Annotated in this window: 23 protein-coding genes; 19 read left to right on the forward strand and 4 right to left on the reverse strand. The window is 63.0% G+C overall.

What is annotated here, in order from left to right; all coding sequences use genetic code 11:
* The first annotated feature begins 10 nt into the window (after positions 1-10).
* The 4 genes from KUV72_RS10015 to KUV72_RS10030 all read left to right on the forward strand — a co-directional run bounded on the left by KUV72_RS10015 (position 11) and on the right by KUV72_RS10030 (position 2,807).
* Complete coding sequence (locus tag KUV72_RS10015; protein WP_261317436.1) at positions 11-1,165, forward strand: hypothetical protein; 1,155 nt, start codon at positions 11-13, stop codon at positions 1,163-1,165.
* A 63-nt stretch (positions 1,166-1,228) separates the two neighbouring features.
* A complete protein-coding gene (locus KUV72_RS10020; RefSeq protein WP_222238182.1) occupies positions 1,229-1,564 on the forward strand; it encodes a hypothetical protein in 336 nt (111 codons plus the stop codon).
* A 67-nt stretch (positions 1,565-1,631) separates the two neighbouring features.
* Positions 1,632-2,069, forward strand: coding sequence for a copper chaperone PCu(A)C (locus KUV72_RS10025; RefSeq protein WP_222238184.1), 438 nt, complete (start codon positions 1,632-1,634; stop codon positions 2,067-2,069).
* 249 nt (positions 2,070-2,318) lie between these two features.
* Positions 2,319-2,807, forward strand: a complete 489-nt coding sequence (locus KUV72_RS10030) for an SCO family protein (protein WP_222238186.1) — start codon at positions 2,319-2,321, stop codon at positions 2,805-2,807.
* A 107-nt stretch (positions 2,808-2,914) separates the two neighbouring features.
* Here KUV72_RS10030 and xthA read toward each other — a convergent pair whose 3' ends face one another.
* Positions 2,915-3,730, reverse strand: a complete 816-nt coding sequence (gene xthA, locus KUV72_RS10035; protein ID WP_222238188.1) for an exodeoxyribonuclease III — start codon at positions 3,728-3,730, stop codon at positions 2,915-2,917.
* Complete coding sequence (locus tag KUV72_RS10040; protein WP_206937484.1) at positions 3,730-3,987, reverse strand: hypothetical protein; 258 nt, start codon at positions 3,985-3,987, stop codon at positions 3,730-3,732. Before KUV72_RS10040 ends, xthA begins: the two co-directional genes overlap by 1 nt.
* A gap of 203 nt (positions 3,988-4,190) precedes the next feature.
* Between KUV72_RS10040 and rhlB the strand changes: the two genes are divergently transcribed.
* Together rhlB and dinG are read left to right on the forward strand one after the other, a co-directional pair.
* Complete coding sequence (gene rhlB / locus KUV72_RS10045; protein WP_206937487.1) at positions 4,191-5,465, forward strand: ATP-dependent RNA helicase RhlB; 1,275 nt, start codon at positions 4,191-4,193, stop codon at positions 5,463-5,465.
* Between the two features lie 115 nt (positions 5,466-5,580).
* On the forward strand, positions 5,581-7,728 hold the full coding sequence (dinG, locus tag KUV72_RS10050; RefSeq protein WP_206937489.1) for an ATP-dependent DNA helicase DinG: 2,148 nt from the start codon (positions 5,581-5,583) through the stop codon (positions 7,726-7,728).
* 110 nt (positions 7,729-7,838) lie between these two features.
* On the opposite strand, the gene KUV72_RS10055 is transcribed toward dinG, so the two are convergent.
* A complete protein-coding gene (locus KUV72_RS10055) occupies positions 7,839-8,912 on the reverse strand; it encodes a 3-deoxy-7-phosphoheptulonate synthase (protein WP_206937503.1) in 1,074 nt (357 codons plus the stop codon).
* A gap of 301 nt (positions 8,913-9,213) precedes the next feature.
* Between KUV72_RS10055 and rpoE the strand changes: the two genes are divergently transcribed.
* From rpoE to KUV72_RS10115, 12 genes are all read left to right on the forward strand, one after another.
* On the forward strand, positions 9,214-9,819 hold the full coding sequence (rpoE, locus tag KUV72_RS10060; RefSeq protein ID WP_206937507.1) for an RNA polymerase sigma factor RpoE: 606 nt from the start codon (positions 9,214-9,216) through the stop codon (positions 9,817-9,819).
* A 266-nt stretch (positions 9,820-10,085) separates the two neighbouring features.
* Positions 10,086-10,820 (forward strand): sigma-E factor negative regulatory protein, encoded by a 735-nt coding sequence (locus KUV72_RS10065; protein WP_222238190.1) that lies wholly within the window; start codon positions 10,086-10,088, stop codon positions 10,818-10,820.
* 111 nt (positions 10,821-10,931) lie between these two features.
* Positions 10,932-12,002 carry a MucB/RseB C-terminal domain-containing protein gene (locus KUV72_RS10070; RefSeq protein ID WP_222238192.1) on the forward strand — a complete coding sequence of 357 codons (1,071 nt, stop codon included), beginning with the start codon at positions 10,932-10,934 and terminating at the stop codon, positions 12,000-12,002.
* Entirely contained in the window at positions 11,999-12,469 is a 471-nt protein-coding gene (locus KUV72_RS10075) for a SoxR reducing system RseC family protein (RefSeq protein ID WP_222238194.1), read from the forward strand. Before KUV72_RS10070 ends, KUV72_RS10075 begins: the two co-directional genes overlap by 4 nt.
* Positions 12,470-12,627: 158 nt before the next feature.
* Positions 12,628-14,052: a DegQ family serine endoprotease gene (locus KUV72_RS10080; RefSeq protein WP_206937534.1), complete on the forward strand. Its 1,425-nt coding sequence runs from the start codon at positions 12,628-12,630 to the stop codon at positions 14,050-14,052.
* A gap of 210 nt (positions 14,053-14,262) precedes the next feature.
* Positions 14,263-16,080 (forward strand): translation elongation factor 4, encoded by a 1,818-nt coding sequence (gene lepA, locus KUV72_RS10085; protein ID WP_206937537.1) that lies wholly within the window; start codon positions 14,263-14,265, stop codon positions 16,078-16,080.
* Positions 16,081-16,172: 92 nt separating this feature from the next.
* Complete coding sequence (lepB, locus tag KUV72_RS10090) at positions 16,173-16,976, forward strand: signal peptidase I (protein ID WP_206937539.1); 804 nt, start codon at positions 16,173-16,175, stop codon at positions 16,974-16,976.
* Between the two features lie 57 nt (positions 16,977-17,033).
* Positions 17,034-17,723 (forward strand): ribonuclease III, encoded by a 690-nt coding sequence (gene rnc / locus KUV72_RS10095; protein ID WP_222163050.1) that lies wholly within the window; start codon positions 17,034-17,036, stop codon positions 17,721-17,723.
* On the forward strand, positions 17,720-18,619 hold the full coding sequence (era, locus tag KUV72_RS10100; RefSeq protein WP_222238196.1) for a GTPase Era: 900 nt from the start codon (positions 17,720-17,722) through the stop codon (positions 18,617-18,619). The genes rnc and era overlap by 4 nt, the downstream gene beginning before the upstream one ends.
* A gap of 62 nt (positions 18,620-18,681) precedes the next feature.
* Complete coding sequence (recO, locus tag KUV72_RS10105) at positions 18,682-19,380, forward strand: DNA repair protein RecO (protein ID WP_222163051.1); 699 nt, start codon at positions 18,682-18,684, stop codon at positions 19,378-19,380.
* 206 nt (positions 19,381-19,586) lie between these two features.
* Positions 19,587-20,402 (forward strand): pyridoxine 5'-phosphate synthase, encoded by an 816-nt coding sequence (gene pdxJ / locus KUV72_RS10110; RefSeq protein WP_222163052.1) that lies wholly within the window; start codon positions 19,587-19,589, stop codon positions 20,400-20,402.
* Between the two features lie 27 nt (positions 20,403-20,429).
* Positions 20,430-20,831 (forward strand): holo-ACP synthase, encoded by a 402-nt coding sequence (locus tag KUV72_RS10115; protein WP_222163053.1) that lies wholly within the window; start codon positions 20,430-20,432, stop codon positions 20,829-20,831.
* On the opposite strand, the gene KUV72_RS10120 is transcribed toward KUV72_RS10115, so the two are convergent.
* Positions 20,828-23,671, reverse strand: coding sequence for an ATP-binding protein (locus tag KUV72_RS10120; RefSeq protein ID WP_222163054.1), 2,844 nt, complete (start codon positions 23,669-23,671; stop codon positions 20,828-20,830). The genes KUV72_RS10115 and KUV72_RS10120 overlap by 4 nt on opposite strands.
* 143 nt (positions 23,672-23,814) lie before the next feature.
* Between KUV72_RS10120 and cysM the strand changes: the two genes are divergently transcribed.
* Entirely contained in the window at positions 23,815-24,711 is an 897-nt protein-coding gene (gene cysM, locus KUV72_RS10125; protein ID WP_206937626.1) for a cysteine synthase CysM, read from the forward strand.

The following is a 24,711-nucleotide window of genomic DNA, read 5'->3' on the forward strand; positions in this document are numbered from 1 at the left end:
CGAGGTAGCCATGTCGACAACACCGCTGGCGGGACGAGTCCTGCGCAGGTTGCTGTCTATTGCAGTGGGGGCAGCGCTGCCTGTTGCAGCGTCGACCGCGCTAGCCGCACCGACCCTGTCAGGGGGCATCATTGCCGATCTCAAGGGGCTGGAGCAGCAACTTGCAGATGACCCATCTGCGGTCGAGGACAAGGCCGAAAGCCAGGCTCAGCGGCTCAGTGCCGGCAATGCGGCGGATCGCTGGGCGGCTGCCTTGTACCTGCAGCTCGCGGCAGGGGCCGAGTCCGCCCAGGGGCGGCATCAGCAGGCCGCAGAACATCTTGCCGCAGCACGGGAACTCGACGGAATAGAGGCGCAGCAGCGTGACCGCTGGCAGCGCCAGGAAGCCGAACTGCGCATCCAGGCAGGCCAGTCGTCTCGCGCGGCGGTGCTGCTCGAGGACTGGCTCCAACGCCATCAGGATGGCGATGCGCTGTGGCTGATGGCTGAATTGGCCGCCGAGCAGGAGGCGTGGGACGAGGCCGCGGACTGGGTCGAGCGGGCCAGGCAGCAGGATGCCGACCCGACAGCTGAACGCCGGCAGTTCGCCGGCGCCGTCATGCAGCGCAGCGGCCGGCTGGATCAGGCATTGGCGGACCTGGAGGCTGCCTTGACTGATCACCCTGCCAATAGCGAGGGCTGGCGGCGTGCGGCGGCCATGGCTCAGCGTCTGGGACAGCCGCAGCGGGCTGCTGCATTGTGGGAGTCTGGCTGGCGCCATGGTGCGCTATCCGGAAGTGATGACCTGGAGCAGCGCATCCAATTGCACCTGGCGGCAGGCACGCCCGCCCGCGCGGCTGAGCTGCTGGCCATGGCCATTGAGCAGGGTGTCCTCGAGGCCACCGAGAACCGTCAGCGCCAACTGGCCGAAGCCTGGTTTCGTGCCCGCGATCGCCAGCGTGCCCTGGCCGCCTGGCAGGCATTGGCCAGCGACCATGACCGGGGTAGCGACTGGCTGCGCTTGGGACAGATTGCCGCAGCCTGGGGGCAGGAGTCCGTCGCGGTAGGGGCGCTGAAGCGAGCGCTCGAAAAGGGAGAAACCGACGCAACGTCCTGGTTGGCGGCACTTTCCGAGGAGACTCCACCAGCGGACGAAGGCTCTGACATGGGCGGCACAGACAGCTGAGCGATCGCCGCCCGCCGCGCGATTGGGTTGTCGACGATCAGCGTTCAACCGTAGACTTTGCGCATGAAAACACTTCGAAGCCCTTTATTACTGGTCGTTGTTCCAACGGCTGCGATTATCGTGCTGGCGGCGGCGATCTTTGGCTCCCAGGCGCTGTCGGACAGTCGCCTCGACGAAGACGCCCGGCGTGCCTTGGCCTCGGCGCTGGGCACTTCCTCTTCCATCGAGCTGGCTCAGTTGCAGGAAGTACGCTATGGCTACGGTCTATGCGGCTCCTATCGCCTGTCACCCGAGCAAGGGTTTGCGTCCTTCTACATGGACACCACGACGGGGGACGTTGAGCTAGACGTCAATTCTCGTCGTTTCAACACGCATTGTGGTCTGTCAGCGCTCTGCTGACAGGCGATGCAGTGCTTCCCAGGTGTCAGCCCTGATGCTGTCTCTGCCCATCGTCTGGAGTTTTCCCATGCGTTTCATGTCTGCTGCTCTGTCTCTTGGTCTTGCTGGCCTGTTGCTGGCTACCCCTGTCGTTGCCGCTGAGCTGGAGATCAGTGACGCGCGTCTTCGCGTGCTGCCTGGAGAGAGGCCTGGCGCCGGCTACTTCCAGCTGCACAATCCGGGCGAAGCGGCTGTCGCCGTGGTAGGCGCCGAGACCGATGCCTACAAATCGGTGGAGCTGCACATGAGCATGGAACAGGACGGCATGGCCATGATGCACGGCGTCGAGCGCTTCGAGGTGGGGCCGGGCGAGACGCGAGAGTTTGCACCGCAAGGCTACCACCTGATGTTCATGCAGCCCCAGGCGACCCTCAACGTCGGAGACGATGTCGACGTGACGCTGTTGCTGGAAGGTGGGGGAGAGGTCGCGGCCACCTTCGAAGTAGTGTCTCCGGCAGCGCTCTGACATCTCGGGTCATTGCACGGGCTCTGGGTTGCCACGCAAGCAAGCTCCAGCGGTGGTGGCCCGCCGTCGCCTGGGTTATGACGTAGTTATGATGTAGTTATGACGTGGTGATGACGTAATGATGCTAGGCATGGGGGTAGGATGACGTCGTTTGGGAAGCGCGCCTTGGGGGTGTGTCTTGGACTAGGGTGGCTTGCGCTCGCGGGCTGCGAAGATGCCAATTGGCGTGGCACGGACATTTCGGAGACCATGCCGCCGTTGGACTTCGAGCTGGTCAGCGAAAGTGGCGCCGGGATCAATGAAGGGGATGTCGCCGGCGACACGGTGCTCGTCTATTTCGGCTTCACCCATTGTCCCGATGTCTGCCCGACCGCCTTGGCGCGCCTGTCCGCCGCACTGCGAGAACTGGACGAAGCGGTTCGCGAGGATGTCACGGTGCTGTTCGTCTCGGTGGATCCCGAGCGCGATACTCCTGAGGTGCTAAAGGCCTACACTGAGGCCTTTGGCCCCCGCTTTGTCGGCGTCACCGGGGACAAGGCAGCCTTGGATGAGGTCACCAATCGTTATCGTGTCAGCTATCGACTGGGGGAGCCAGAGGCGGATGGCAGCTACGACGTTGATCATTCCAGCGCCATCTTTGCCTTCGATGCCGGTGGTGATGCTCGGCTGTTGATGCGCGACAGCGACTCGGTAGAGGCCATCGCGGCGGACATTCGCCGCCTGGCGCAGCAGAGCTAGTCCGCGCTAGCAAGCCGCTACATACACGCCGCTACATGAAAAGGGCCGCCCGTTGGGCGGCCCTTTTCTGCCATGCAACAGATATCGCCAGCGGCGCCAGGTACTGCCTACAGGTCAAACTCGGTCCACACCGGCGCATGATCGGACGGCTTTTCCATGCCGCGCAGGTCATAGTCGATGCCGGCCTGGGTGGCGCGTTCGGTGAGGCTTGAGGTGGTCAGGATATAGTCGATTCGCAGGCCGCGCTTGGGCTCACGATCAAAACCCTTGGAGCGATAGTCGAACCAGCTGAAGCGATCGTCCACGGTGGGGTACAGGTGACGATAGCTGTCGACGAGTCCCCATCCCTTGATACCGCTCAGCCACTCGCGCTCCACCGGCTGGAAGCTGGTCTTGCCCTCGCGCAGCCAGCGCTTGCGGTTGGATTCGCCGATGCCGATATCGATGTCTTCGGGCGAGATATTGAAATCTCCCATCACCGCGAGGCGCTGGTCGGGCGAATGCTGCTGGTCGAGCAGCTGTTGCAGCTGAGCGTAGAACGCGCGCTTGTGGGGAAACTTGGTCGGATGGTCGACGCTCTCGCCCTGGGGAAAGTAGCCGTTGTAGACCCAGACGGACTCGCCGTCGGCGCATGGCAGGCGTGCGCCAATCATGCGCCGCTGAGCGTCCTCATTGTCATCGGGAAAGCCGTAGCGGACTTCCTCTGGCGTCTGACGCGTCAGCAGGGCGACACCGTAGTGGCCTTTCTGACCGAAGAAATAGACCTGGTAGCCCATGGCCTCCACCGCCTCGCGGGGAAACTCGCTGTCCTGAACCTTGGTCTCCTGCAGCCCAATCACGTCGGGCTGGTGGGCCGCAATCAGGGCTTCCAATTGATGCAGGCGGGCGCGAATACCGTTGATGTTGAAGGACACCAGCCGCATCAGGAATCTCCCTTGCCAGCATCGCTGTCAGGAGTGTCCGGACGTGAGGGGTGGATCTCGATGTTGGGGGCAGCGCGCATACGTTCCAGGCGCTTGGCCGCCTGGTTCTTGCGCTGCTGCTTTTTCTTGGCTGAAAAGCGCCGGGACGAGGTCACTTCGTCGGGGTTTTCGTGGCGCCATTGCTTGTAGTCCTTGCGCCGACCGGTGCGAATGGTCACCTTGTCGGCCAGCGAGCGGGTCTTCTTGCGGCGTGTCATGACGCGGGGCTCCTCTCTATAATGTGCGCATTCTAACAGGGCGAGGGCTGACGGGGCAGTCGTCGTCGTGCAACGAATACGCATCAGGCAAGCCCAAACCGCCAGAGGCTGTTACAATGGCCGGCTTGAGTCAGGACATGAGAGCAGCCGCTCTGCGTGTCCCGTTTGCATTCACCTCCCGAGACGGACACACAGCACAGCCTATGAGCGAGTCGGAACAGACCACCGCACCGGCCGAGAGCCGCAAGCCCAAGCGTCGCCGTCGCAAGCCGCGGCGCCGTCAGTCCAACTGGGACCTGCGCCAGTTCCAGGTGCCCGCCGTGGCGGGCAAGTGGCGGTTCCATGACTTCGATCTGCCGCTGCCGCTGATGCGTGCCATTCATGCCCTGGGCTTTGAATATTGCACGCCGATTCAGGCCGAGGCGCTGACCCACACGCTGCTGGGTGGGGATGTGGTCGGCAAGGCGCAGACCGGGACCGGCAAGACGGCCGCCTTCCTGATTTCCATGCTGGCCTACTTTCTGGAAGAAGAGGCGCCGGACGGTCAGAAGGCTGGCGCCCCGCGCGCGCTGATTGTGGCGCCAACCCGTGAGCTGGCGCTGCAGATCGAGAAGGATGCCAAGGCCCTGGCACGGTTCACCTCACTCAAGGTGACCAGCGTTGTTGGTGGCATGGATTATCAAAAGCAGCGCGATGGTCTGGCAGGCAACGTGGACATCCTGGTCGCGACGCCTGGTCGCCTCCTGGACTTCCAGCAAAAGCGGGACATCGATCTGAGTCAGGTCGAGGTGCTGGTGCTGGACGAGGCCGACCGCATGCTGTCGATGGGCTTCATTCCGGACGTGAAGCGGATCATTCGCTACACCCCCAAGCCCGAAGAGCGCCAGACGTTCCTGTTCTCGGCGACCTTCACCGAGGACATCCTCAATCTGGCAAGCCAGTGGACGCATCAGCCTTCCCACGTGGAAATCGCGGTGACCGTGGACAACGCCGCGAACATTGATCAACGCGTCTACATGGTCAGCGATGACGACAAGCAGCGGCTGCTGGTGCAGTTGTTGCAGCAGGAGTCGTTTGATCGCGTCATGGTGTTCGGCAATCGTCGCGACCTGGTGCGCAAGCTTCAGGACCTGCTCAAGAAGGCCGATATCAACGTGGCGATGCTCTCTGGTGATGTGCCCCAGAACCAGCGCATCCGCACCCTGGAGCAGTTCCGCGAGGGCGAAATCCAGGTGCTGGTAGCAACGGACGTCGCCGGGCGAGGGATACACATTGAAGACGTCAGCCACGTCATCAACTACACCCTGCCGGAAGATCCCGAGGACTACGTGCACCGGATCGGCCGGACCGGCCGTGCGGGAGCCAAGGGCGTCTCGATCAGTTTTGTTGGTGAGGAAGATGCCTTCTCGCTGCCCGAGATCGAGCGCTTCATCGGTGACAAGTTGCCTTGTGAACACCCACCGGAAGGGCTGCTTTAAGCTCACCTGGGTGAACGGGTTGCCTGTGTGACAGGGCCGGCTCAGTGCCGGCCCTGCTTGTCTGTGGGCAATGCCTGCCCGACCTCCGTGATCGCCGAACATAGCGGGACCCGCCATGCTGGATGATGCCCTAAAACGCGAGATTCAGACCGCTTATCGCCGTGTGCTGGAGGCGTTGGAACTAACGCCTCGCTACGGTCAGCGCCTGATGATCGCTGAAATTTCGCGCACCCTGGCCTCCATCGAAACGGATGAGGACGGCAAGCGCACGAGCGACGAGCATGTCTGCGTGCTGGAGGCGGGCACCGGTACCGGCAAGACCCTGGCCTACCTGCTGGCGGCATTGCCGGTGGCCAAGGCGCGGGGCAAGCGACTGGTGCTGGCGACCGCGACGGTGGCGCTGCAGGAGCAAGTGCTGCATCAGGATCTTCCTTCGCTGAAGGCCCATAGCGGACTGTCCTTTGACTTTGCCCTGGCCAAGGGGCGGGGGCGCTATGTCTGTGTGGCCAAGCTTGATGCCGCCATGGACGGGGTAGAGGACAACCCCACGCTGTCGCTGTTCGAGCAGAGCCTGGACAGCGCCAGTGGCGACGACTTCAAGGATCTGGTCGCCGCCATGGGCGACGCCTACGGCAACGGTCGCTGGGAAGGGGATCGCGACAGCTGGGGTGAAGCCATCGACGATGCGCACTGGCGGCGCCTGACGGTGGATCATCGCCAGTGCACCAATCGTCGCTGTGGCCACTTTGGCGCCTGTGCTTTCTTTCGCGCTAGGCGCGATCTTGATCAGGCCGATGTCATCGTCGCCAATCACGATCTGGTGCTGGCGGACCTGGCGCTCGGGGGCGGCATGGTGCTGCCTGATCCAGCGGACTGCATCTACGTCTTTGACGAAGGACACCACCTGCCGGACAAGGCCATCTCGCACTTTACCCACCGCTTCAGCGTGGGTGGGGGCTTGCGCTGGTTGCGCAATCTCAAGGGTTCGCTGACAGAGCTCAATACAGCGTTGGGCGTGCAGCCCACCTTGGCACGGCTGCTGGCGGCGCTGCCGGTGGCCATGGATGCCCTTGAGCCAAGACTGGGTGAGATTTTTGCGCTGGGGCACCAGCTCGCCGAGCGTCCCCACGGCCTGGCCGACGAAGAGGATGGTGCCCAGCACCGCTTCGAGATGGGGCGTGTGCCAGAGGCCTTGCGCACCCAGGCGGAGGGGCTGGTCGTGCCCTTCGCCGAGCTCTGCCGTCACCTGGAATCGATGACCGATATCCTGCGTGAAAGCCTGGATCCGGAGAAGTCCACGGGGCTGGCACGTGAGCAGGCAGAGGCCTGGCTGCCCCTGTTGGCACTGTTGCACGGCAGGGCGCTGGAGGCCCATGCGCTGTGGCAGGCCTTTGCCGAGATGGATCCCGCGGACGCGCCGCCCAGGGCCCGCTGGCTGACGCTCGAGCGCTTCCAGGGGGAGCCCGAGCTGATCTTTTCGGCTAGCCCGGTGTCGGCGGCGCATACCTTGGCGCGCTCGCTGTGGGGGCGCTGCCACGGTGCCGTGGTGACCTCGGCGACATTGACGGCGCTGGGTCGCTTCGAGCGCCTGCAAGAGCGTGCCGGTCTGGCCAATCGTTATCGTTACCAGCGACTGCCGAGCCCGTTCGACTATTCGCGGGCCGTCTTGAGTGTGCCTAAGGAAGCGGTGGATCCGTCTGACCGTGAAGGGCATGAGCGGGCCATCGTTGACTTCGTCGAGGCTCTCGATGCCAGCGAGGCGGTGCTGGTGCTGTTTTCTTCTCGTGCACAGCTGCGCGGGGTAGAGAAGGCGTTGTCACGGGAGCGTCGCGAGCGGGTGCTGGCGCAGGACCGGTTGCCCAAGCGCGAGCTGGTCACCCGTCATCGACAGCGGGTCGACGACGGCGAAGGCAGCATCCTGTTTGGTCTGGCAAGTTTTGCCGAAGGCATCGATCTGCCCGGGGATTACCTGACGCATGTGGTAATTACCCGCTTGCCCTTCGCGGTGCCTGATGATCCGGTAGGCGCGACCCTGGCCGAGTGGATCGAGAGCCAAGGCGGCAATTCGTTCATGCGCATCAGCGTACCCGATGCGTCGATCAAGCTGGTGCAGGCCTGCGGCCGGTTGATCCGCAAGGAAGCCGATCGTGGCCGGATTACGCTGCTCGACCGCCGTGTGCTGACCCGTCGTTATGGTCGGGCACTGCTTGATTCACTGCCGCCCTTCGTGCGCGAGGTGGACGGAGTGCGCCAGTCAGGTTGAGCTGGCTCAGGCGGCAATGATGGGGTGTGTCAGCACAACGCAACGAGCCCGCCATTGGCGGGCTCGTTGCGTGAAGACGCTGGTGCAGCCAGTTCTCTGGCTTGGTGGGGCTAGCCGAGGCGCTTGGTCAGTACCGGGGCCAGGCGCTCGTTCATGCCGCGCAGCGCTTCCACGGTAGTGTCCCAGTCGATACAGGCATCGGTGACCGAAACGCCGTAGGCCATTTCGCTGCGATCCTGCTTGATCTTCTGGTTGCCCCAGCCGATGTTGGACTCGACCATCAGCCCGATGATCGAGCGATTGCCGTCCAGAATCTGGTGGGTGACGTTGTCGAGCACCAGTGGCTGCAGGGCAGCGTCCTTGTTGGAGTTGGCGTGGGAGCAGTCGATCATGATGTTCGGCTTCACCCCAGCCTTCTTCAGCTCTTGCTCTGCCAGCGCCACGCTGACGCTGTCATAGTTGGGCTTGCCGTTGCCTCCGCGCAGAACCACGTGGGCGTAGGCATTGCCACGGGTGCGGATGATGGCGACCTTGCCCTGCTGGTCGATGCCGAGAAAGTTATGGGGGTGAGCCACCGACTGCAGCGCATTGACCGCCACGTCCAGGCTGCCGTCAGTGCCGTTCTTGAAGCCCACCGGACAGGACAGGCCAGACGACATTTCGCGGTGGGTCTGAGACTCGGTTGTGCGAGCACCAATCGCCGACCAGCTGATGCAGTCCTGCAGGTACTGAGGGGAGATCGGGTCAAGCGCTTCGGTGGCCAGTGGCAGGCCAAGCTCCGACAGTTCCACCAGCAGGCGCCGGGCGATGTGCAGTCCTTCCTCAATCTCGAAGGAGTCGTTGAGGTGAGGGTCGTTGATCAGTCCCTTCCAGCCAACGGTGGTGCGCGGCTTCTCGAAATACACGCGCATGACGATGAACAGGCTGTCCTTTACCTCATCGGCGAGGCGGCGCAGACGGCGCGCGTAATCCAGCGCTGCGTCGACGTCGTGGATGGAGCAGGGGCCGACGACCATCAGCAGGCGCGGGTCGCTGCCGTCGAGAATATTCTGGACGGTCTTGCGGCCTTCGATCACCGTGGCCTCTGCCTCGGCGGACAGTGGAATTTCCTGCTTCAATTGCTCTGGGGTGACGAGAACATCCTGGGCCAGGACGTTGAGGTTGTTCACCTGCTTGTCGGACATGAGGTCTACCTGTGTGTATCGTGTCAGCGCTGACGTTTTTGCGTGGTCCTACTATCCCTTGAGGCAAGGGAAACTTCAATCGTTCAACGGAACCTTGTCGCGCATCCGCTGTCCGACCGGCTTCAACAAATAGAGCCAGAGAACGCTTGATGCGAGACACGGAAACAGGAACACTTGTGCCTTTTATCATGACGAGTCTTATGACCTATACGTCGCCGACGGGTGAAAGGGGCTTCCCTGTTGCCACGGGCCAGTCCGAGGGTCCGGCGCCGTCAGCCCGACACCGTCGGGGAGGAGAGAGATGACGGCCAAGGAAACGGACCAGCAACTGGTAGCGCGAGCCCAGAAGGGCGATACCCGCGCCTTTGATCTTCTGGTCAAGAAGTATCAGCACAAGATTCTCGGACTGATCGGGCGCTACATCAATGATCATGCCGAGGTGCAGGACGTTGCTCAGGAGGCCTTTATCAAGGCCTATCGCGCACTTGGCAAGTTTCGGGCCGAGAGTGCTTTCTATACCTGGATGTACCGTATTGCCATCAACACCGCCAAGAACCACCTGGTATCACGTGGTCGGCGTCCGCCGGGCAGTGATCTGGACATCAACGATGCCGAGATTCTGGACATGAGCGGTCGGCTCGCTGACATCGAGACGCCCGAGGCCTCGATTGCTCGGGATCAGCTTGAGTCAGCCGTGTTCGAGGCCATCGAAAATCTGCCCGATGACCTGCGTACCGCAATCACCCTGCGTGAGCTCGACGGCCTGTCCTATGAAGATATTGCCCAGATCATGCAATGTCCGGTCGGTACCGTGCGATCGCGTATCTTCCGCGCGCGGGAAGCAGTGGATCAGCATATTCAGCCGCTGATGACCACGTCGCGCAATGCGGAATCCCTGTCTGAATAGGCGGCAGGAGCGGCTTTAGTGGCCTGGGGAAAAGGGCAAATCATGCGACTTCCCCATTTTTTTCAAATTGAGATGAACTGTTGGCGAGAATGGGCGTCTTACCCAGTGACTGACCGATACATGCATTGGGCTTCCATTGCCTCACGCCGCACGCTGTAGCTGGCTTCAAGGCGGCAGAACAAAGGCAGTTCGGTAGTGGAACCTGACGCCGATTCTAGGGTCTTGGACCTGTAGGCGTGACGCTTCGTCGAAATGAGGTGTGGAGAATGAGTCTGAACGCACGGGAATCGCTTTCAGCCCTGATGGACAATGAAGGTGACGAGCTGGAGCTGCGTCGGGTGCTGAAGGCACTGGATGGCGACCAGGACAGCGCAGAAAGCTGGCGCCGTTACCATCTGATGCGGTCTGCTCTGCGCCGCGAGACAGATACCGATCCCTCCGTGGATCTGTCGGCCGGCATCATGGCCCGACTGGAGGATGAGCCTGCTCCGCTGGTGGAGTCGTCCCCACAAGGCACAGCGCAGCGTGGAGGCATTGGCCTGGCACGCGGAGCTGGCATTGCGGCGGCGGTGTCGTTGATGGTGATCAGCGGCGTGCAGTTCTACAACTCGTCCTTTGATGCCGCGCCTGCCGCTGGCACTGCAGGCTTGGCCGCTGGAAACGGTGCCGCCCAGCCGGCCAGCGTGCCCAATGCCAATGCCAATGCCAATGCCGGCGCGGAGCTGGCCAGCGTGGCGGCCTCGCGCCCCTCGCTGATGGATTTGCCGATGTTCCAGTCCGGGGCCGGCAATGGTGCAACGAATAGCGGGTTGATGACGGTCGGTGCGCAGGTGGCGTCGCCGATGATGCTGTCACCTTCGGCCCAGCAATCTCGCGTCAGCGATCAGGCCCAGGCACAGCTGTTGCAGTCCTACCTTGATCGGCATGCCCAGGGCGCCGCCTTCAGCAGCGCCGACAACTGGATGCCGATGCTGCGCAGTACGCCCGTCGAGGCGCGCTGAACAGACGCGGATTGCCGCAGCGATGACTGTCGCCTGCGCACATGATGGATTTGTCCGGCCCCTGATGGGGCCGGGCGTCGTTAATGACAAGCCTGTCGGGACACACCTCCTATGCCATATGCAGGGCCGCATGCTTCCGTGACGGGTCGGCTGACGCTCCTTCTCGCCTGCCTGTGCCTTTCTCCGCTGACGCTGGCGCAGAGCGCGCCCGTCTCCTCCAGCCCCGCGCTTGCCGGGGCGCCGTCTGAGGCGGCTGACGTTCAGAGCGTCTATGACTGTGCCGCGCTACCTGCACTGGCGCCTCCCTCTGAACCGGGAGAATGGTTCGAGCGCAGTGTGTGGGCATCCCATTGCTACCAGTATCAGGCCCGCGCGGTGCGGATTGTCGATGACGAGGTGGTTACCCTGTCGGTAGCGCGAGACATCCGTCAGGGGGTGGAGCGAGATCGCCTGCACTTTCTTGATGGGCCTAATCGTTCGCTGCTGCGAGAGGGCGGTGCCTTTCGCTTCGAACTGCCTTCCCCGGAGGGTGCTGCACCGGCTTCCCCCGAGGCCCTGGTCAAGCATCTGAGCCATTTCTATCGCCTGCGACTCGACGGTGAAGAGCGCATTGCCAACCGGGCCGCGGTGCGGCTCGAGCTGCTGCCCCTGGATGACATGCGCTACGGCTATCGCATGTGGCTGGACCGGGAAACGGCGATTCCTCTAAAGCGGGCGCTGATCGATGACAACGGGCGCGTGCTGGATACCTTCCAGGTCGTCGCGATGACACCGCCGCAGCGCTATCAGGGCAGGGTCGAACTGAAGCGCCCCGCGTCCTCTGCGACCCTCGCCTGGCGCGCCGGCTGGCTGCCGGGTGGGTTCGTTGCCCAGCCCCTGATGGCGATGGCGGACGATACCGATGAGCCCCGTCGTCACAAGCTTTACAGTGATGGCCTGTCGACCATCAGCCTGTTTGTCGAGCCGGTTGCCGGGGCGCGGGCGCTGCGTCCTGGGGTGCACCGACTGGGCGCCAGTCACGCCGCGGTACGTCGGATTCAGCAGCAGGGACAGTTGCTCCAGGTGGTGGCCGTCGGTGAGTTGCCCCCCAGCGTATTGATCCGAGTGGTCGAGACCCTGGAGATGGGAGAGGCGTCATCGGCTCCCTCGTTGACGACTGACGGCCAGAGCACGTCATCATGAGTGGGTCCTGCGCCACCGCAGAGGCGACCGTGATCGGCTGGACCCTCGACGGTATTCGGGTGGCCGTGAAGCCTCAGCCTGGCTGCGGGCAGTGTGCTGCGCGGGGCGGTTGCGGCGCCCGTTGGCTGTCCCAGGACACGCCTGAGCGCCGTGAGCTTGAGGTGACGACTACATCCCGGCCTCCCATTGGCAAGCCTGTGACGATCAGGCTGGCCTCGGCGACGCTGGTGCGAGCCAGCGTGTTGATGTACGGGCTGCCGCTATGGGTGGCGTTGGGCCTGACCCTGCTGGTGGAGCTGGCCTGGCCGGAGCACTGGTCATCTCCTCTCGCCTTTGTTGCTGGGCTGGTGGTCGGCGCGGCGTTGCTGCGTCGTCATCTGCAGCGGCAGGGAGCACAGTTTCGCCCTCAGTTGGTGGGCGCGCCTGTCGATGTGTCGGACGAGGCGGCCGAGGTGCGGTCTCGTTAACGGTGGCTTGCTCGCTAACGATTGAACCTTTTGCGCTGGCGACGGTAAAACATGTAGCGACCCCAGGGACGCATCGAATAGATGACGCACAGAGCGGTGTATTCCGTGCCTCTCTCAGGTCGCTTCTCTCGCAATCAGAGTCCTAGCAGGAGCCTTGCATGAAGCCGATGACTCGCACCCTGTCCACGTGGATGGCGCTGATGGTGGGCATGGTCGTAGCCCAATCCAGTCTGGCCAGGGATCTTCCCGATTTCACCGAGTTGGTCGAAGAGGCCGCCCCAGGCGTGGTCAATATTTCCACGACCCGCGTGACAGAAGGGTATTCAACGCCCTTTGGCAACTTTGGCGGTCAGGAGATTCCCGATATCTTCCGTCACTTCTTTGGGGATCGCTTTCCGGTACCCCCGGGCGGTGGCGGTGGTGGCCACACCGAAGAGCGCCAGTCGCTCGGTTCTGGTTTCGTGATCGATGCCGATGGCTACATCATGACCAATGCCCATGTGGTGGAGGGTGCCGACGAGATCATGGTTCGCCTCAATGATCGTCGGGATCTCAAGGCCGAACTGGTCGGTGCTGACGAGAAGACCGACGTGGCGGTGCTCAAGGTCGACGCCAGTGACCTGCCGACGCTGTCCCTGGGGGACTCCGATGACCTCAAGGTTGGCGAGTGGGTAGCGGCCATCGGCTCGCCCTTCGGCTTTGATCATTCGGTGACGGCGGGCATCATCTCTGCCATCAATCGCACCTTGCCGCGGGATGCCTATGTGCCCTTTATCCAGACGGACGTGGCGATCAACCCCGGCAATTCCGGCGGTCCGCTGTTTAACCTGGATGGCGAGGTGATCGGTATCAACTCGCAGATCTTCACCCGTAGCGGCGGCTTCATGGGCCTGTCGTTCGCGATTCCGATCAACGTGGCCATGGACATTGCCGATCAATTGCGTAGCGAAGGCCATGTCACCCGTGGTTGGCTGGGCGTGATGATTCAGCCGGTCTCCAAGGATCTGGCAGAGTCCTTTGGCATGGAGCGGCCAGAAGGCGCCTTGATCGCCGATGTCGACCCGGATGGTCCTGCCGCCCGGGACGGTCTGGAAGCGGGGGATATCGTGCTGGAAGTGGACGGCGAAGCCGTCGAGCGTTCCAGCAGCCTGCCGCGCTTGATTGGTCGCGTGGCCCCGGACAGTGAGGTTGAGCTGAGCGTGCTGCGTGGAGGAGATCGGCAAACCCTGACGGTCACCGTGGGCGACTGGCCTGAAGCGTTGGCTGGGGGCAGTGGCGAGTCCTCCAGCAGCGCCTCGCCGGCCCGCCTGGGGATTGCGGTGCAGGCGCTGACACAGGCGGAGCTCGGCAAGTACGGCATCGACGCTGGTGTGCGAGTCAGTGATGTGGATCCCCGTGGCGTGGCGGCGGCTTCCGGTATTCGCCCTGGCGACATCATCGTCAGTGTGGATCAGACGCCGGTGGAAAGCGGTCGCCAGTTGAGCCAGCTGGTGCGTGAATTGCCCGCTGATCGTGCGGTGCCGGTGCGCCTGTATCGCGATGGGCGCTCGCTGTTCGTGGCGCTGCGCCTGGCCGACGACTGAGCGCCAACTGGCATTTTTGGCTGGTGACGAACGCCCGGGTTCACCCCCGGGCGTTGTCGTCTTCTGCCACGCGACAGCAGCCCGCCGATGCGGCTTGGGATGCGCGGGGCAGGGGATGCCGGTACAATGGCGCCAACTTTTTCTCGGCGTCACCCAGGCAAGGTTATTCTCGTTGCCCTTCGGCGCGTTCTCAAGATGGAATCATCCAGCATGTCAGAACCTGATAACCGCAAGGTAATCAATAATATACGCAACTTCTCGATCATCGCGCATATTGACCATGGCAAGTCTACCCTGGCCGATCGCCTGATCCAGAACTGCGGAGGCCTGACCGAGCGTGAGCTCAAGGATCAGGTGCTGGATTCGATGGATCTGGAGCGTGAGCGCGGTATTACCATCAAGGCCCAGTCGGTGACGCTGGATTATCACGCCAATGATGGCCAGACCTACCAGCTCAACTTCATCGATACGCCAGGGCACGTCGACTTTTCCTATGAGGTGTCGCGTTCGCTGTACGCCTGTGAGGGCGCGTTGCTGGTGGTCGATGCCGCTCAAGGGGTGGAAGCCCAGTCCGTCGCCAACTGCTATACCGCCATCGAGCAAGGCCTCGAGGTGTTGCCGGTGCTTAACAAGATGGACCTGCCCCAGGCGGATCCGGACAAGGTGGCTCACGAGGTAGAGGAAATCATCGGCCTCGACGCGACCGATGCCTGCCAGGTTTCCGCCAAGAGCGGCATGGGCATTGACGCCTTGCTGGAGCGCCTGGTGCGCGACATCCCGCCGCCCAAGGGGGATCCCGAGAAGCCGCTGCAGGCGCTGATCATCGATTCCTGGTTCGATAACTACCTTGGCGTGGTATCCCTGGTCCGTATCTTCGATGGCGTATTGAAGAAGGGCGAGAAGATTCGCATTCTGTCGACCGGGCGTGACTGGCAGGCCAACGAGGTGGGGATCTTCACGCCGCTGCGCAAGGAAACCGATATCCTGCGCGCCGGCGAGGTGGGCTTTGTGGTAGCCGGTATCAAGGACATCCACGGGGCGCCGGTGGGGGATACGATTTCCCACGCCAAGACTCCTGACGTCAAGCGTCTGCCCGGGTTCCAGAAGGTCAAGCCTCAGGTGTACGCAGGCATGTTCCCGGTCAGCGCAGATGACTACGAGGACTTCCGTGACGCCCTGGAAAAGCTGGCACTGAACGATGCTTCGCTGGACTATGAGCCGGAAAACTCGGATGCCCTTGGCTTTGGTTTCCGCGTCGGCTTCCTCGGCACGCTGCACATGGAAATCGTTCAGGAGCGCCTGGAGCGCGAATACGACCTGGACCTGCTGACCACCGCTCCCACGGTGGTCTATGAACTGGGAATGAAGAACGGCGAGGTTCGCTACGTTTCCAACCCGTCGAAGCTGCCTGACATGGCGGACGTCGAAGAGATGCGTGAGCCGATCGTTCGGGCCAGCATCCTGGTGCCCCAGGAGTTTGTCGGCAACGTGATCAGCGAGTGCGAACTGCGCCGCGGTACCCAGAAGGACATGCTGTTCCTGGGCAGCCAGATCCAGCTGACCTACGAACTGCCGATGAGCGAAGTGGTCATGGACTTCTTCGATCGACTCAAGTCGATCTCCAAGGGCTATGCCTCACTCGAGTACAATTTCGAGCGCTTTGAAGCGGCCAAGCTGGTGCGTCTTGACGTCCTGATCAACGGTGATCGGGTCGATGCGCTTGCGGTCATCATCCATCGTGACCACGCCCACAGCCGCGGCCGGATCCTGGTGGAAAAGATGAAGGAGCTGATTCCCCGTCAGATGTTTGACGTGGCGATTCAGGCTGCCATCGGTGGTCAGGTGGTGGCGCGCTCGACCGTCAAGGCACTGCGCAAGAACGTTACCGCCAAGTGCTACGGCGGTGACATGACGCGTAAGAAGAAGCTGCTCGAGAAGCAGAAGGCCGGCAAGAAGCGCATGAAGCAGGTCGGTCGCGTGGAAATTCCTCAGGACGCCTTCCTCGCCGTACTCAAGGTGAACGACTAGCGTTCCCCTCGGGCGTGGTGCACGTCCCGGCGTAGTTGCCGGGGCCATCCGCCCGATCCCTATTGTCTATCAAGCCACCTGGAATGACTGATATGGACTTCTCCCTGTTGCTGGTGATCGCTGTTGCCGTCACTGGCCTGATCTGGCTGCTCGACCTGGTCTGGTGGCGTCCTCGCCGTCGAGCCCACACCGAGATGGCCGAAGCCGGCACCACCGAAGGGGTAGGCACCACGGCGCGGACCCTGGCCAGCAAGGAACCCTGGCCGGTGGACTATGCCAGGTCCTTCTTTCCAGTGCTGCTGGTGGTGCTGGTGCTCAGAAGCTTTGTGGTGGAACCGTTTCAGATTCCCTCGGGCTCGATGCGTCCGACCCTCGAGATCGGCGACTTCATTCTGGTCAACAAGTTTACCTACGGCCTTCGGCTTCCGGTGAGCAATACCAAGGTGCTGGACGTCAACGAGCCGGAGCGGGGAGACGTGATGGTGTTCCGCTTTCCCCAGGATCCCTCGGTGAATTTCATCAAGCGGGTCGTGGCGGTGCCGGGAGATACCCTGCGCTACGTTGACAGGCAGCTTTACGTCAATGGCGAGGCCGTGCCCAAGACGTTGCTCGACGATGCTCCCGACAGTGCACCAGGCGAGCTGCTGTTCTCCGAACAGCTGGGCGAGCATCAGCATCAGATCTACAATAATCCTCGTGCTACTAGCCCGTTGGTCCATGATGTGGTCGTGCCTGAAGGCATGTACTTTGCCATGGGTGACAACCGGGACCATTCCAATGACAGCCGCTATTGGGGCTTCATTCCCGAAGAAAACATCGTCGGCAAGGCCTTCGCAGTGTGGATGCATTGGGACGGTGGATTGCCGAGTTTCGCCAGCGTGCGGTCGATTCCTTGATCGCATCCTGGCGGCCAGGTGTCCCCATCGTCAGATTACAGAATTAACAGGAGCGTCGTGAGCAATCCCCTGATTCCCTTCAGTCGCCGAATTGGCCATGATTTCCAGAACCCCGATCTTCTGGAACTGGCCATGACCCACCGCAGTTACGGTGGTCGAAATAACGAGCGCCTCGAGTTCCTCGGTGACTCGATCGTCAACTTTGTCATTGCCGAGGCCTTGTTTGCCCGTTTCCCTGAAGCTCGGGAAGGGCAGTTGTCGCGTCTGCGGGCCCGCCTGGTGAAGGGACAGACGCTGGCGGAACTGGCCCGGGAGATGCGCTTCGGGGAGTGTCTGCGCCTGGGCTCCGGCGAGATGAAGAGCGGCGGCCATCGGCGCGAGTCGATTCTGGCCGACGCCGTCGAAGCGGTGATCGGCGCCATCTATCTGGATGCGGGTATGGACACGGTCAGAAGCCGTGTGCTGGCCTGGTTCGAGGAACGTCTGGGGCGTATTGACCTCAAGGAGTCCCAGAAGGACCCCAAGACCCGCCTGCAGGAATTTCTGCAGTCCCGTCAGGCGCCGCTGCCGCGTTACGAGGTGACCTCGGTGGAGGGTGAGGCGCATGCCCAGACCTTTACCGTCGAATGCCACGTCGAGATGCTCGACGAACACACGACCGGCACCGGAGCCAGCCGTCGCCACGCCGAACAAATGGCGGCAGAAAGCGCCTTGAAGCGTCTTGACCCGAAGGGAGCCAGCGCATGAGCCAGACCTGTGGATTTGTGGCTATTGTCGGTCGACCCAACGTCGGCAAGTCGACGCTGATGAATCGCATTCTAGGCCAGAAGATATCGATCACGTCACGTCGCCCGCAGACGACGCGCCATCAGGTGCTCGGGATCAAGACCGAAGGCGAAGCCCAGACGATCTTCGTGGATACGCCAGGTATCCATATTCTCGGCAAGGATCGCAACAAGGCCATCAACCGCTTCATGAACCAGGCGGCGGTGCAGGCCCTGCGTGATGTGAACTGCGTGGTGTTCCTGGTCGATCGTACGCGCTGGACGGAAGAAGACCAGATCGTGCTGGACCGTCTGGCCAACGTGAAGGCACCGGTCATCCTGGCGGTCAACAAGGTGGATCGTCTGCAGGACAAGGCGTCATTGCTGCCTTGGCTCGCGGAGCTTGGCAACAAGCGTGAGTTTGCCGCCGTTGTGCCGATTGCTGCCCAACACGGCACCAACGTGCCCGAGCTTGAGGCCGAGATCGAAAAGCACCTGCCTGAAGGCATTCACTACTTCCCGGAAGACCAGGTTACCGACAAGAGCATGCGCTTCCTGGCCGCCGAGATGGTGCGCGAGAAGGTCATGCGTCAGTTGGGTGATGAGCTGCCCTACCAGATGACGGTGGAGATCGAGGAGTTTCGTGACGAGGCCCGGGTGGTGCACATCAGCGCGCTGATCCTGGTGGAACGCCAGGGGCAGAAGAAGATCCTGATTGGCGAGAGCGGCGATCGGATCAAGAAGATTGGCCGCGAAGCCCGACTGGACATGGAACGGGCGCTCGACAAGAAGGTCATGCTCAACCTGTGGGTCAAGGTGAAGCGTGGCTGGTCCGATGACGAGCGAGCGCTGAAGAGCCTCGGCTACGACCTCGACTGAAGCCCTCCGCCGCCGGCCAGGCCGGCGGCCCCTTCGCTGCCTCTTCTCGGACGCGACGCGACATGCAGCCGCAACCCGCCTTTCTCTTACACAAGCGACCCTATCGCGAGACCAGTGCCCTGGTCGAATTGCTGACCCTGGACCACGGCCGCGTGCGCGCCGTGGCTCAGGGCGTGCAGCGTCCCAAGAGCCGAGCACGCGGTCAGCTGCAGCCGTTCGCCCCATTGCACCTGACCTGGCAGGGGGAGCGTGAGCTGAAGCGCCTGAGACTGATGGAGTCTCGTGGCCCAGCGGCAATGCTGGTGGGTGAGGGACTGCTGTGCGGGTTGTATGCCAACGAGCTGCTGACGCGCCTGCTGCCGGTGGAGTTTCCCGTGGCCCAGGTCTTTGCGTTCTATGCCTCGGCCGTCGACGCACTGGCCGTGCCCGCCAGCCGCGCGTCAGCTCTGCGCCGCCTGGAATACGCCCTGCTTGATGCGCTGGACGCCTTGCCTCGCTTTAGCGTGGCGAGCGGTGCCAGTCTGGATCCTCAGGCTCGCTATCGATTTGATGCCGCGAGCCGAACCTTTGTGGCCGCGGACAGCGGGCTTGATGGTCGCACCCTGAAGCTGCTGTCGTCTGCCGACTGGGGCGAGCCTGGCCTTGCCGGTCCCGCCAAGGTCCTCAGCAGGGCAGCCCTGGCCCCTTTGCTGGGGGACCGACCGCTGCGCTCGCGCGGGTTGATGGTGTCCATGGCGCAACGGCGCCGGCAACAGCCTTGAGCGCGTTGGGCGACAGCCTTGAGCGATACGGGATATAGCGAGCCCTGAGCGTTGAGAGAAACAGCCCTGAGCGGTACTGATACTCGCCCCGAACCTCGCAAGCGATCGATGCATGGGGGTGATACCATGCGCGCTAGAGCAGCGCGTTCGGCTTGCCGGTACCGGTGATGGCGCGTTGCTCATCACCCTCTAGACGGAGAACTCTGATGCACCCCCCAAGACTGCTGCTGGGCGTCAACATCGATCACATTGCCACTCTGCGTCAGGCCCGAGGAACTCGCTACCCTGATCCGGTACAGGCTGCCTTGTTGGCAGAAGAGGCGGGTGCTGACGGGATTACCGTGCATCTACGTGAGGACCGTCGCCATATTCAGGAGCGTGACGTGCGTGTATTGGCTGAAGTGCTCAACACGCGCATGAACCTCGAGATGGCGGTGACCGAGGAGATGCTGGCCCTGGCCGAGGAGGTCCGTCCGGCACACGTCTGCCTGGTGCCCGAGAAGCGCGAAGAACTGACCACCGAAGGTGGCTTGGATGTGGTCGGTCAGTTTGACGCGGTCAAGGCCGCCTGCGAGCGTCTGGCAGCGGTGGGCTGCGAAGTGTCCCTGTTCATCGATGCCGATCCCGACCAGATTGCCGCTGCCCAGCGTGCCGGGGCGCCGGTGATCGAGCTTCACACCGGGGCCTACGCGGAAGCGACATCGGACCTGGAGTCACGCCGCGAGTATCAGCGTATCGTGGCTGGCGCCGAGATGGCCGTGGAGCTGGGGCTGATCGTCAATGCGGGACATGGTCTGCATTATCACAATGTGGAGGCGGTGGCGGCCATTCCCGGGCTGCACGAACTTAACATCGGTCACGCCATCATCGCGCGCGCGCTGTTTGTGGGGCTCAAGGAGGCCGTGGCAGAGATGAAGCGGTTGATGCTGTCGGGCTACGAGGCCGGCCTGGTGGCGGCCATCGAGGAGTTTGACCACGACCACGACCACGATCACGATCACGATCACGACCATGCCCATTGATGTCAGCGTGTCAGGGGGGCGCGGCTGGTGATTCTCGGAATCGGTACCGATATCGCGCGGATTGAGCGCTTCGAGGCCGCCGTGGTCCGCCATGGGCCGCGCTTTGCCCAGCGTATCCTGGGGCCCAAGGAACTGTTGCGCTACCCCCATGCCCCGCGCCCCAGCGCCTACCTGGCCAAGCGTTTTGCGGCCAAGGAGGCATGGGTCAAGGCGCTGGGCACGGGCCTGCGCCAGGGCATGCGCTGGACCGAGATCGAGGTCGTCAACGATGCTCTTGGGCGCCCCCATATTGCGCTGTCGGGAGAAGCCCTGCGCCTTGCGGGGGAGGCCGGCATGTCGCGCTGCCATCTGTCCTTGAGCGATGAAAGCGATGTGGTGGTCGCCTTCGTCGTGATCGAGGGCGGCGATCTCTCCAGGCGGCCAGACTAGCGGTGTGACTCGCGGTCCCCTGGGGCTTCCAGGGGCACTTCGCCGGAGGATGCCTGCCAGCGTTCGACCTGTTCCATGGCGTGTTGCAGGCTGGGTAGCAGGGGGCGGACGTCGTCGATACCGCGGGAGCGCAGGCGCGTTTCGAGGGTCTCGACCAGCAACGCCATGCGCGGTACGCCGCAGTATCGGCAGGCACCGTTCAGCGCATGGATGGCGTCGAGCAGGGCTTCCTCGTTCTCGTCCTCCAGTGCCGCCTGAATCTCCTGGCGGGTCTGCTCGAGGGAGGCCGCCAGGGTCGCCAGCAGTTGACGCGCCAGGGGCTCGCGTCCCCCCGCCAGTCGCGCTCCCAGCGCGATATCGATGTCCGGCAGGTCTTCTTCGCGGGTGGGTGCAGTGGGGGGCGCTTGCGGTGTCTCTTCCTCCAGTCCACTCCCCAGTCTGAGTGTCAGCAGCTCATCGAGTCGGGTCGTATCCAGCGGCTTGATCAGTACGTCATTCATGCCGTTGGCCAGCAATTCCCTCCGCTGGCTCTCGAGTACGTGGGCGGTCACCGCGATAATCGGTCGTTCGGCCCACTCGGCACTGAGTTGCCGGATCGCACGGGCTGTCTCCACGCCATCCATGCCGCCCATGCGAATGTCCATCAGTACCAGGTCATAGAGTTGCTGTTGGGCGAGCGCCAGAGCCTCTTCGCCGCTGCTGGCCAGGGTAACCCGTCGCCGCGGGCTTTCCACCAGCTCGCGCAGCAGCAGTCGGTTGGTTTCGCTGTCGTCCACCACCAGTAGCTGTGCCGTCTCGCTGGTTGCGTGATCGTCACTAGCGACAGCGCCGCCGGGCTGTGGTGTTGCTGCGTCGCTGTCGATCTCTGTCTGACGGTCCCGTTGCGCGTTCGCCGGTCCAGCGGTGCCGGCAGCGTGGTCGACTGTCAGTGCCTGCTCGTTGGCCGGCGGTGGCAGGGTAGCCTCCGGTGCAGGCAGTGCCGTCACCGAAGGTGTCTTGGTCAGGGCGATGATCGGTTCCAGCGCGTTGGCCAGCGCCTGGCGTGCGAGGGGCTTTGACAGCACTCGCACATGGTGCGGTAGCTCCAGCGCCGGGATGTCCGGCAGGCCCGCGTTGATCAACAGCAGGGTGGGGCAGCTGCGGCCATTCAGTCGCTCACGCAGTTGGGCGAGCTCTGGGCCTTCCAGCTCCTCGACAGGTATCGCCTCGAGCGCCAGGCGCGCCTGCTGTGGGCTCTCCACGACGCGGCCTTCCCATTGGTTGAGCAGGTGCAGCAGGGCGCGGCGGGTGGCGCCGTGGGGTTCCTCGACAAAGATCGGCATCTGGTCAAGGGACAGCTCTGGCGTGCGGCTGCCTCCCGTGATGCCGGCCAAGGGCAGGGTGAAGTGAAAGGTCGAGCCCCGTCCAGGACTGCTGTCGACGCCGATGATGCCACCCATCTGTTCCACCAGCTGGCGCGATATGGCAAGCCCCAGACCCGTCCCGCCGTACTGGCGGGTATGGCTCGCAGCGGCCTGACGGAAAGCCTGAAACAGACGTCGTTGTTGGCTGTCACTGAGTCCGATACCGGTGTCACTGACGCTGATCCGAAGCTTCATGGGCTCATGCTGGGTGTCTTCGACCATGACCCTGACGATGATATCGCCGCGCTCGGTGAACTTGATGGCGTTGTTGACCAGGTTGGTGACGATCTGGCGGATGCGCAGGGGATCACCAATGAACTCCTCTGGCACGTCATCGTAGACCAGGCTCAGCAGCTGCAGGCCTTTTTGCTGAGCCAGCGGGGCCTGCAGCCCCAGCACTTCGTCGACCAGCGACTGAATGTCCACCGGCACGTTTTCCAGAATCAGCTTGCCCGCTTCCAGCTTGGAGAAGTCCAGCACATCGTTGACCAGAGACAGCAGGTTGTCGCAGGCGCGCTGTACCTGATCGAGCCACTCCCGTTGGCGGGTGTCGAGAGAGGAGCGACCAATCAAGCGGCAGAAGCCGATGATGCCGTTCAGGGGGGTGCGAATCTCATGGCTCATGTTGGCCAGGAATTCCGATTTCACGCGGTTGGCCTCCACCGCCTGTCGGTGGGCGAGATCCAGCTCGATGTTCTGCACCTCGATGGTTTCCATCGACTCCTGCAATTCTGCAGTGGCGTGCTCAATCTGCTGTTGAAGGTCGTCTCGCGCCTGGGCCTGGTGGTCGATCAAGGCGTTGACACGACTGCCCAGCGCCGCCAGCTCCCGAGGCTGGTCCAGGGCAAGATGGCTAGGCTGGCGGCCTGCGGCCAGCTGATCCAGCAGGTGGGAAATGTCGTCCATGGGCCGGGTCAGGCGTCGGCTCAGGGTCAGCGCGACCAGAAACAGCAGCAGCCCACTGACCAGCAGCGCCACCGCGGCTCTGGCCAGGTGGCTGTAGGTGGCCAGCAGCAGGAGTGATGCGTCGACGTCGAGGATCAGGTAGGCGGCGGTGACGCCCGGGACCGGCACCGTCATCACCCATTGGCGGTAGTGTCTGGTCAGTTGGGCCTGGCCCCCTGGGGTGGCGTCCAGAGCGGCCCCTCGCAGGCGTCCAAGCTCAATTACGCTCTGGTCGCGATGGATCAGGCGCAGTGCGCGAATGCTGGTGATATCCATCAACCGGTTGGCCGCGGCCTGCACCCCCGGCGTATCCCCCAGCGACAGCGCCGAGCCGAGCGTCGGCGCGACCAGCTGGGTGGCGGTAACCAGGTTCTGTTCCAGTGCCGATTGACGCAGGTCATGCTGTTGCTGCACGGTCAGGCCGACGGCCAGGCTGAGCAGCACCAGCGGCAGCCCCACCAGGGCCAGCATCAACCTTGTCTTCACGCTCATGGCACAGTCCTTGCCGGGTTACAGGCGTGCCGGGGCGGGAACCCGTCACGGCGCACGTTCCATGTCACCCCAAGTGAGCACGCCTGTCCAGTCGCGAGGGGCGTCGATATAATGGCCGCAGACGACGTTACAAGGAAAGCGTGATGGATTTCCCCTATCTCGAACAGCTGGTGGGTCATACGCCGCTGGTTCGGCTCAAGCGAATCACCGCAGGTCGCAACAATGTGTTGCTGGCCAAGCTGGAAGGCAACAACCCGGCGGGGTCGGTCAAGGATCGGCCGGCGCTGTCGATGTTCGACGAAGCCGAGCGGCGCGGCGATATTGCCCCGGGAGACACCCTGATCGAGGCGACCTCCGGCAACACGGGTATCGCCTTGGCGATGGTGGCCGCGATGAAGGGCTATCGCATGGTTCTGATCATGCCGGAGAGTGCGTCGAGCGAGCGTAAGCAGGCGATGGCAGCCTACGGTGCGGAGCTGATCGAGGTCAGCAAGGAAGGTGGCATGGAGGCGGCCCGAGACCTGGCCGACACCATGGTCGCCAAGGGCGAGGGCAAGGCACTGGACCAGTTTGCCAATCCCGACAATCCGCTCGGTCACTACCGCACCACGGGACCAGAGCTGTGGCAGCAGACCGATGGTCAGATCACGCACTTCGTCAGTTCCATGGGGACCACCGGGACCATCATGGGCGTTTCTCGCTATCTCAAGGAGCAGCGCGACGACATCCAGATCATCGGCCTGCAGCCGGAGGACGGTGCCAGTATCGCCGGTATCCGGCGCTGGCCAGCGGCGTATCTGCCGAAGATTTTCGAGCCAGAACGGGTCGATCGGGTGCTCGATATTGGCCAGCAGGAGGCCGAGGTTCACATGCGCCGCCTGGCCCGCGAGGAGGGCATTCTTGCCGGAGTGTCTTCCGGTGGCGCCCTGGCGGGCGCCCTGCGGGTGGCAGAGCAGGTCGAGAACGCCGTGATCGTGTTTATCGTCTGCGACCGTGGTGATCGCTACCTGTCCACCGGCCTGTTGGCTCCGGAGGCTTGA

The organism is Halomonas sp. DP4Y7-1 (assembly GCF_019800705.1).
Lineage (GTDB): Bacteria > Pseudomonadota > Gammaproteobacteria > Pseudomonadales > Halomonadaceae > Halomonas > Halomonas litopenaei_A.

Bases quoted from the DNA above. Each gene is read 5' to 3' on its own strand.
- KUV72_RS10015 (WP_261317436.1), top strand. From the start codon at position 11: ATGTCGACAACACCGCTGGCGGGACGAGTCCTGCGCAGGTTGCTGTCT.
- rpoE (WP_206937507.1), top strand. From the start codon at position 9,214: ATGACGGCCAAGGAAACGGACCAGCAACTGGTAGCGCGAGCCCAGAAG.
- KUV72_RS10080 (WP_206937534.1), top strand. From the start codon at position 12,628: ATGAAGCCGATGACTCGCACCCTGTCCACGTGGATGGCGCTGATGGTG.
- KUV72_RS10040 (WP_206937484.1), bottom strand. From the start codon at position 3,987: ATGACACGCCGCAAGAAGACCCGCTCGCTGGCCGACAAGGTGACCATT.
- recO (WP_222163051.1), top strand. From the start codon at position 18,682: ATGCAGCCGCAACCCGCCTTTCTCTTACACAAGCGACCCTATCGCGAG.
- KUV72_RS10025 (WP_222238184.1), top strand. From the start codon at position 1,632: ATGCGTTTCATGTCTGCTGCTCTGTCTCTTGGTCTTGCTGGCCTGTTG.
- KUV72_RS10065 (WP_222238190.1), top strand. From the start codon at position 10,086: ATGAGTCTGAACGCACGGGAATCGCTTTCAGCCCTGATGGACAATGAA.
- rhlB (WP_206937487.1), top strand. From the start codon at position 4,191: ATGAGCGAGTCGGAACAGACCACCGCACCGGCCGAGAGCCGCAAGCCC.
- dinG (WP_206937489.1), top strand. From the start codon at position 5,581: ATGCTGGATGATGCCCTAAAACGCGAGATTCAGACCGCTTATCGCCGT.
- KUV72_RS10070 (WP_222238192.1), top strand. From the start codon at position 10,932: ATGCCATATGCAGGGCCGCATGCTTCCGTGACGGGTCGGCTGACGCTC.
- lepA (WP_206937537.1), top strand. From the start codon at position 14,263: ATGTCAGAACCTGATAACCGCAAGGTAATCAATAATATACGCAACTTC.
- KUV72_RS10030 (WP_222238186.1), top strand. From the start codon at position 2,319: ATGCCGCCGTTGGACTTCGAGCTGGTCAGCGAAAGTGGCGCCGGGATC.
- era (WP_222238196.1), top strand. From the start codon at position 17,720: ATGAGCCAGACCTGTGGATTTGTGGCTATTGTCGGTCGACCCAACGTC.
- KUV72_RS10055 (WP_206937503.1), bottom strand. From the start codon at position 8,912: ATGTCCGACAAGCAGGTGAACAACCTCAACGTCCTGGCCCAGGATGTT.
- cysM (WP_206937626.1), top strand. From the start codon at position 23,815: ATGGATTTCCCCTATCTCGAACAGCTGGTGGGTCATACGCCGCTGGTT.
- xthA (WP_222238188.1), bottom strand. From the start codon at position 3,730: ATGCGGCTGGTGTCCTTCAACATCAACGGTATTCGCGCCCGCCTGCAT.
- KUV72_RS10120 (WP_222163054.1), bottom strand. From the start codon at position 23,671: ATGAGCGTGAAGACAAGGTTGATGCTGGCCCTGGTGGGGCTGCCGCTG.
- pdxJ (WP_222163052.1), top strand. From the start codon at position 19,587: ATGCACCCCCCAAGACTGCTGCTGGGCGTCAACATCGATCACATTGCC.
- KUV72_RS10020 (WP_222238182.1), top strand. From the start codon at position 1,229: ATGAAAACACTTCGAAGCCCTTTATTACTGGTCGTTGTTCCAACGGCT.
- lepB (WP_206937539.1), top strand. From the start codon at position 16,173: ATGGACTTCTCCCTGTTGCTGGTGATCGCTGTTGCCGTCACTGGCCTG.
- KUV72_RS10075 (WP_222238194.1), top strand. From the start codon at position 11,999: ATGAGTGGGTCCTGCGCCACCGCAGAGGCGACCGTGATCGGCTGGACC.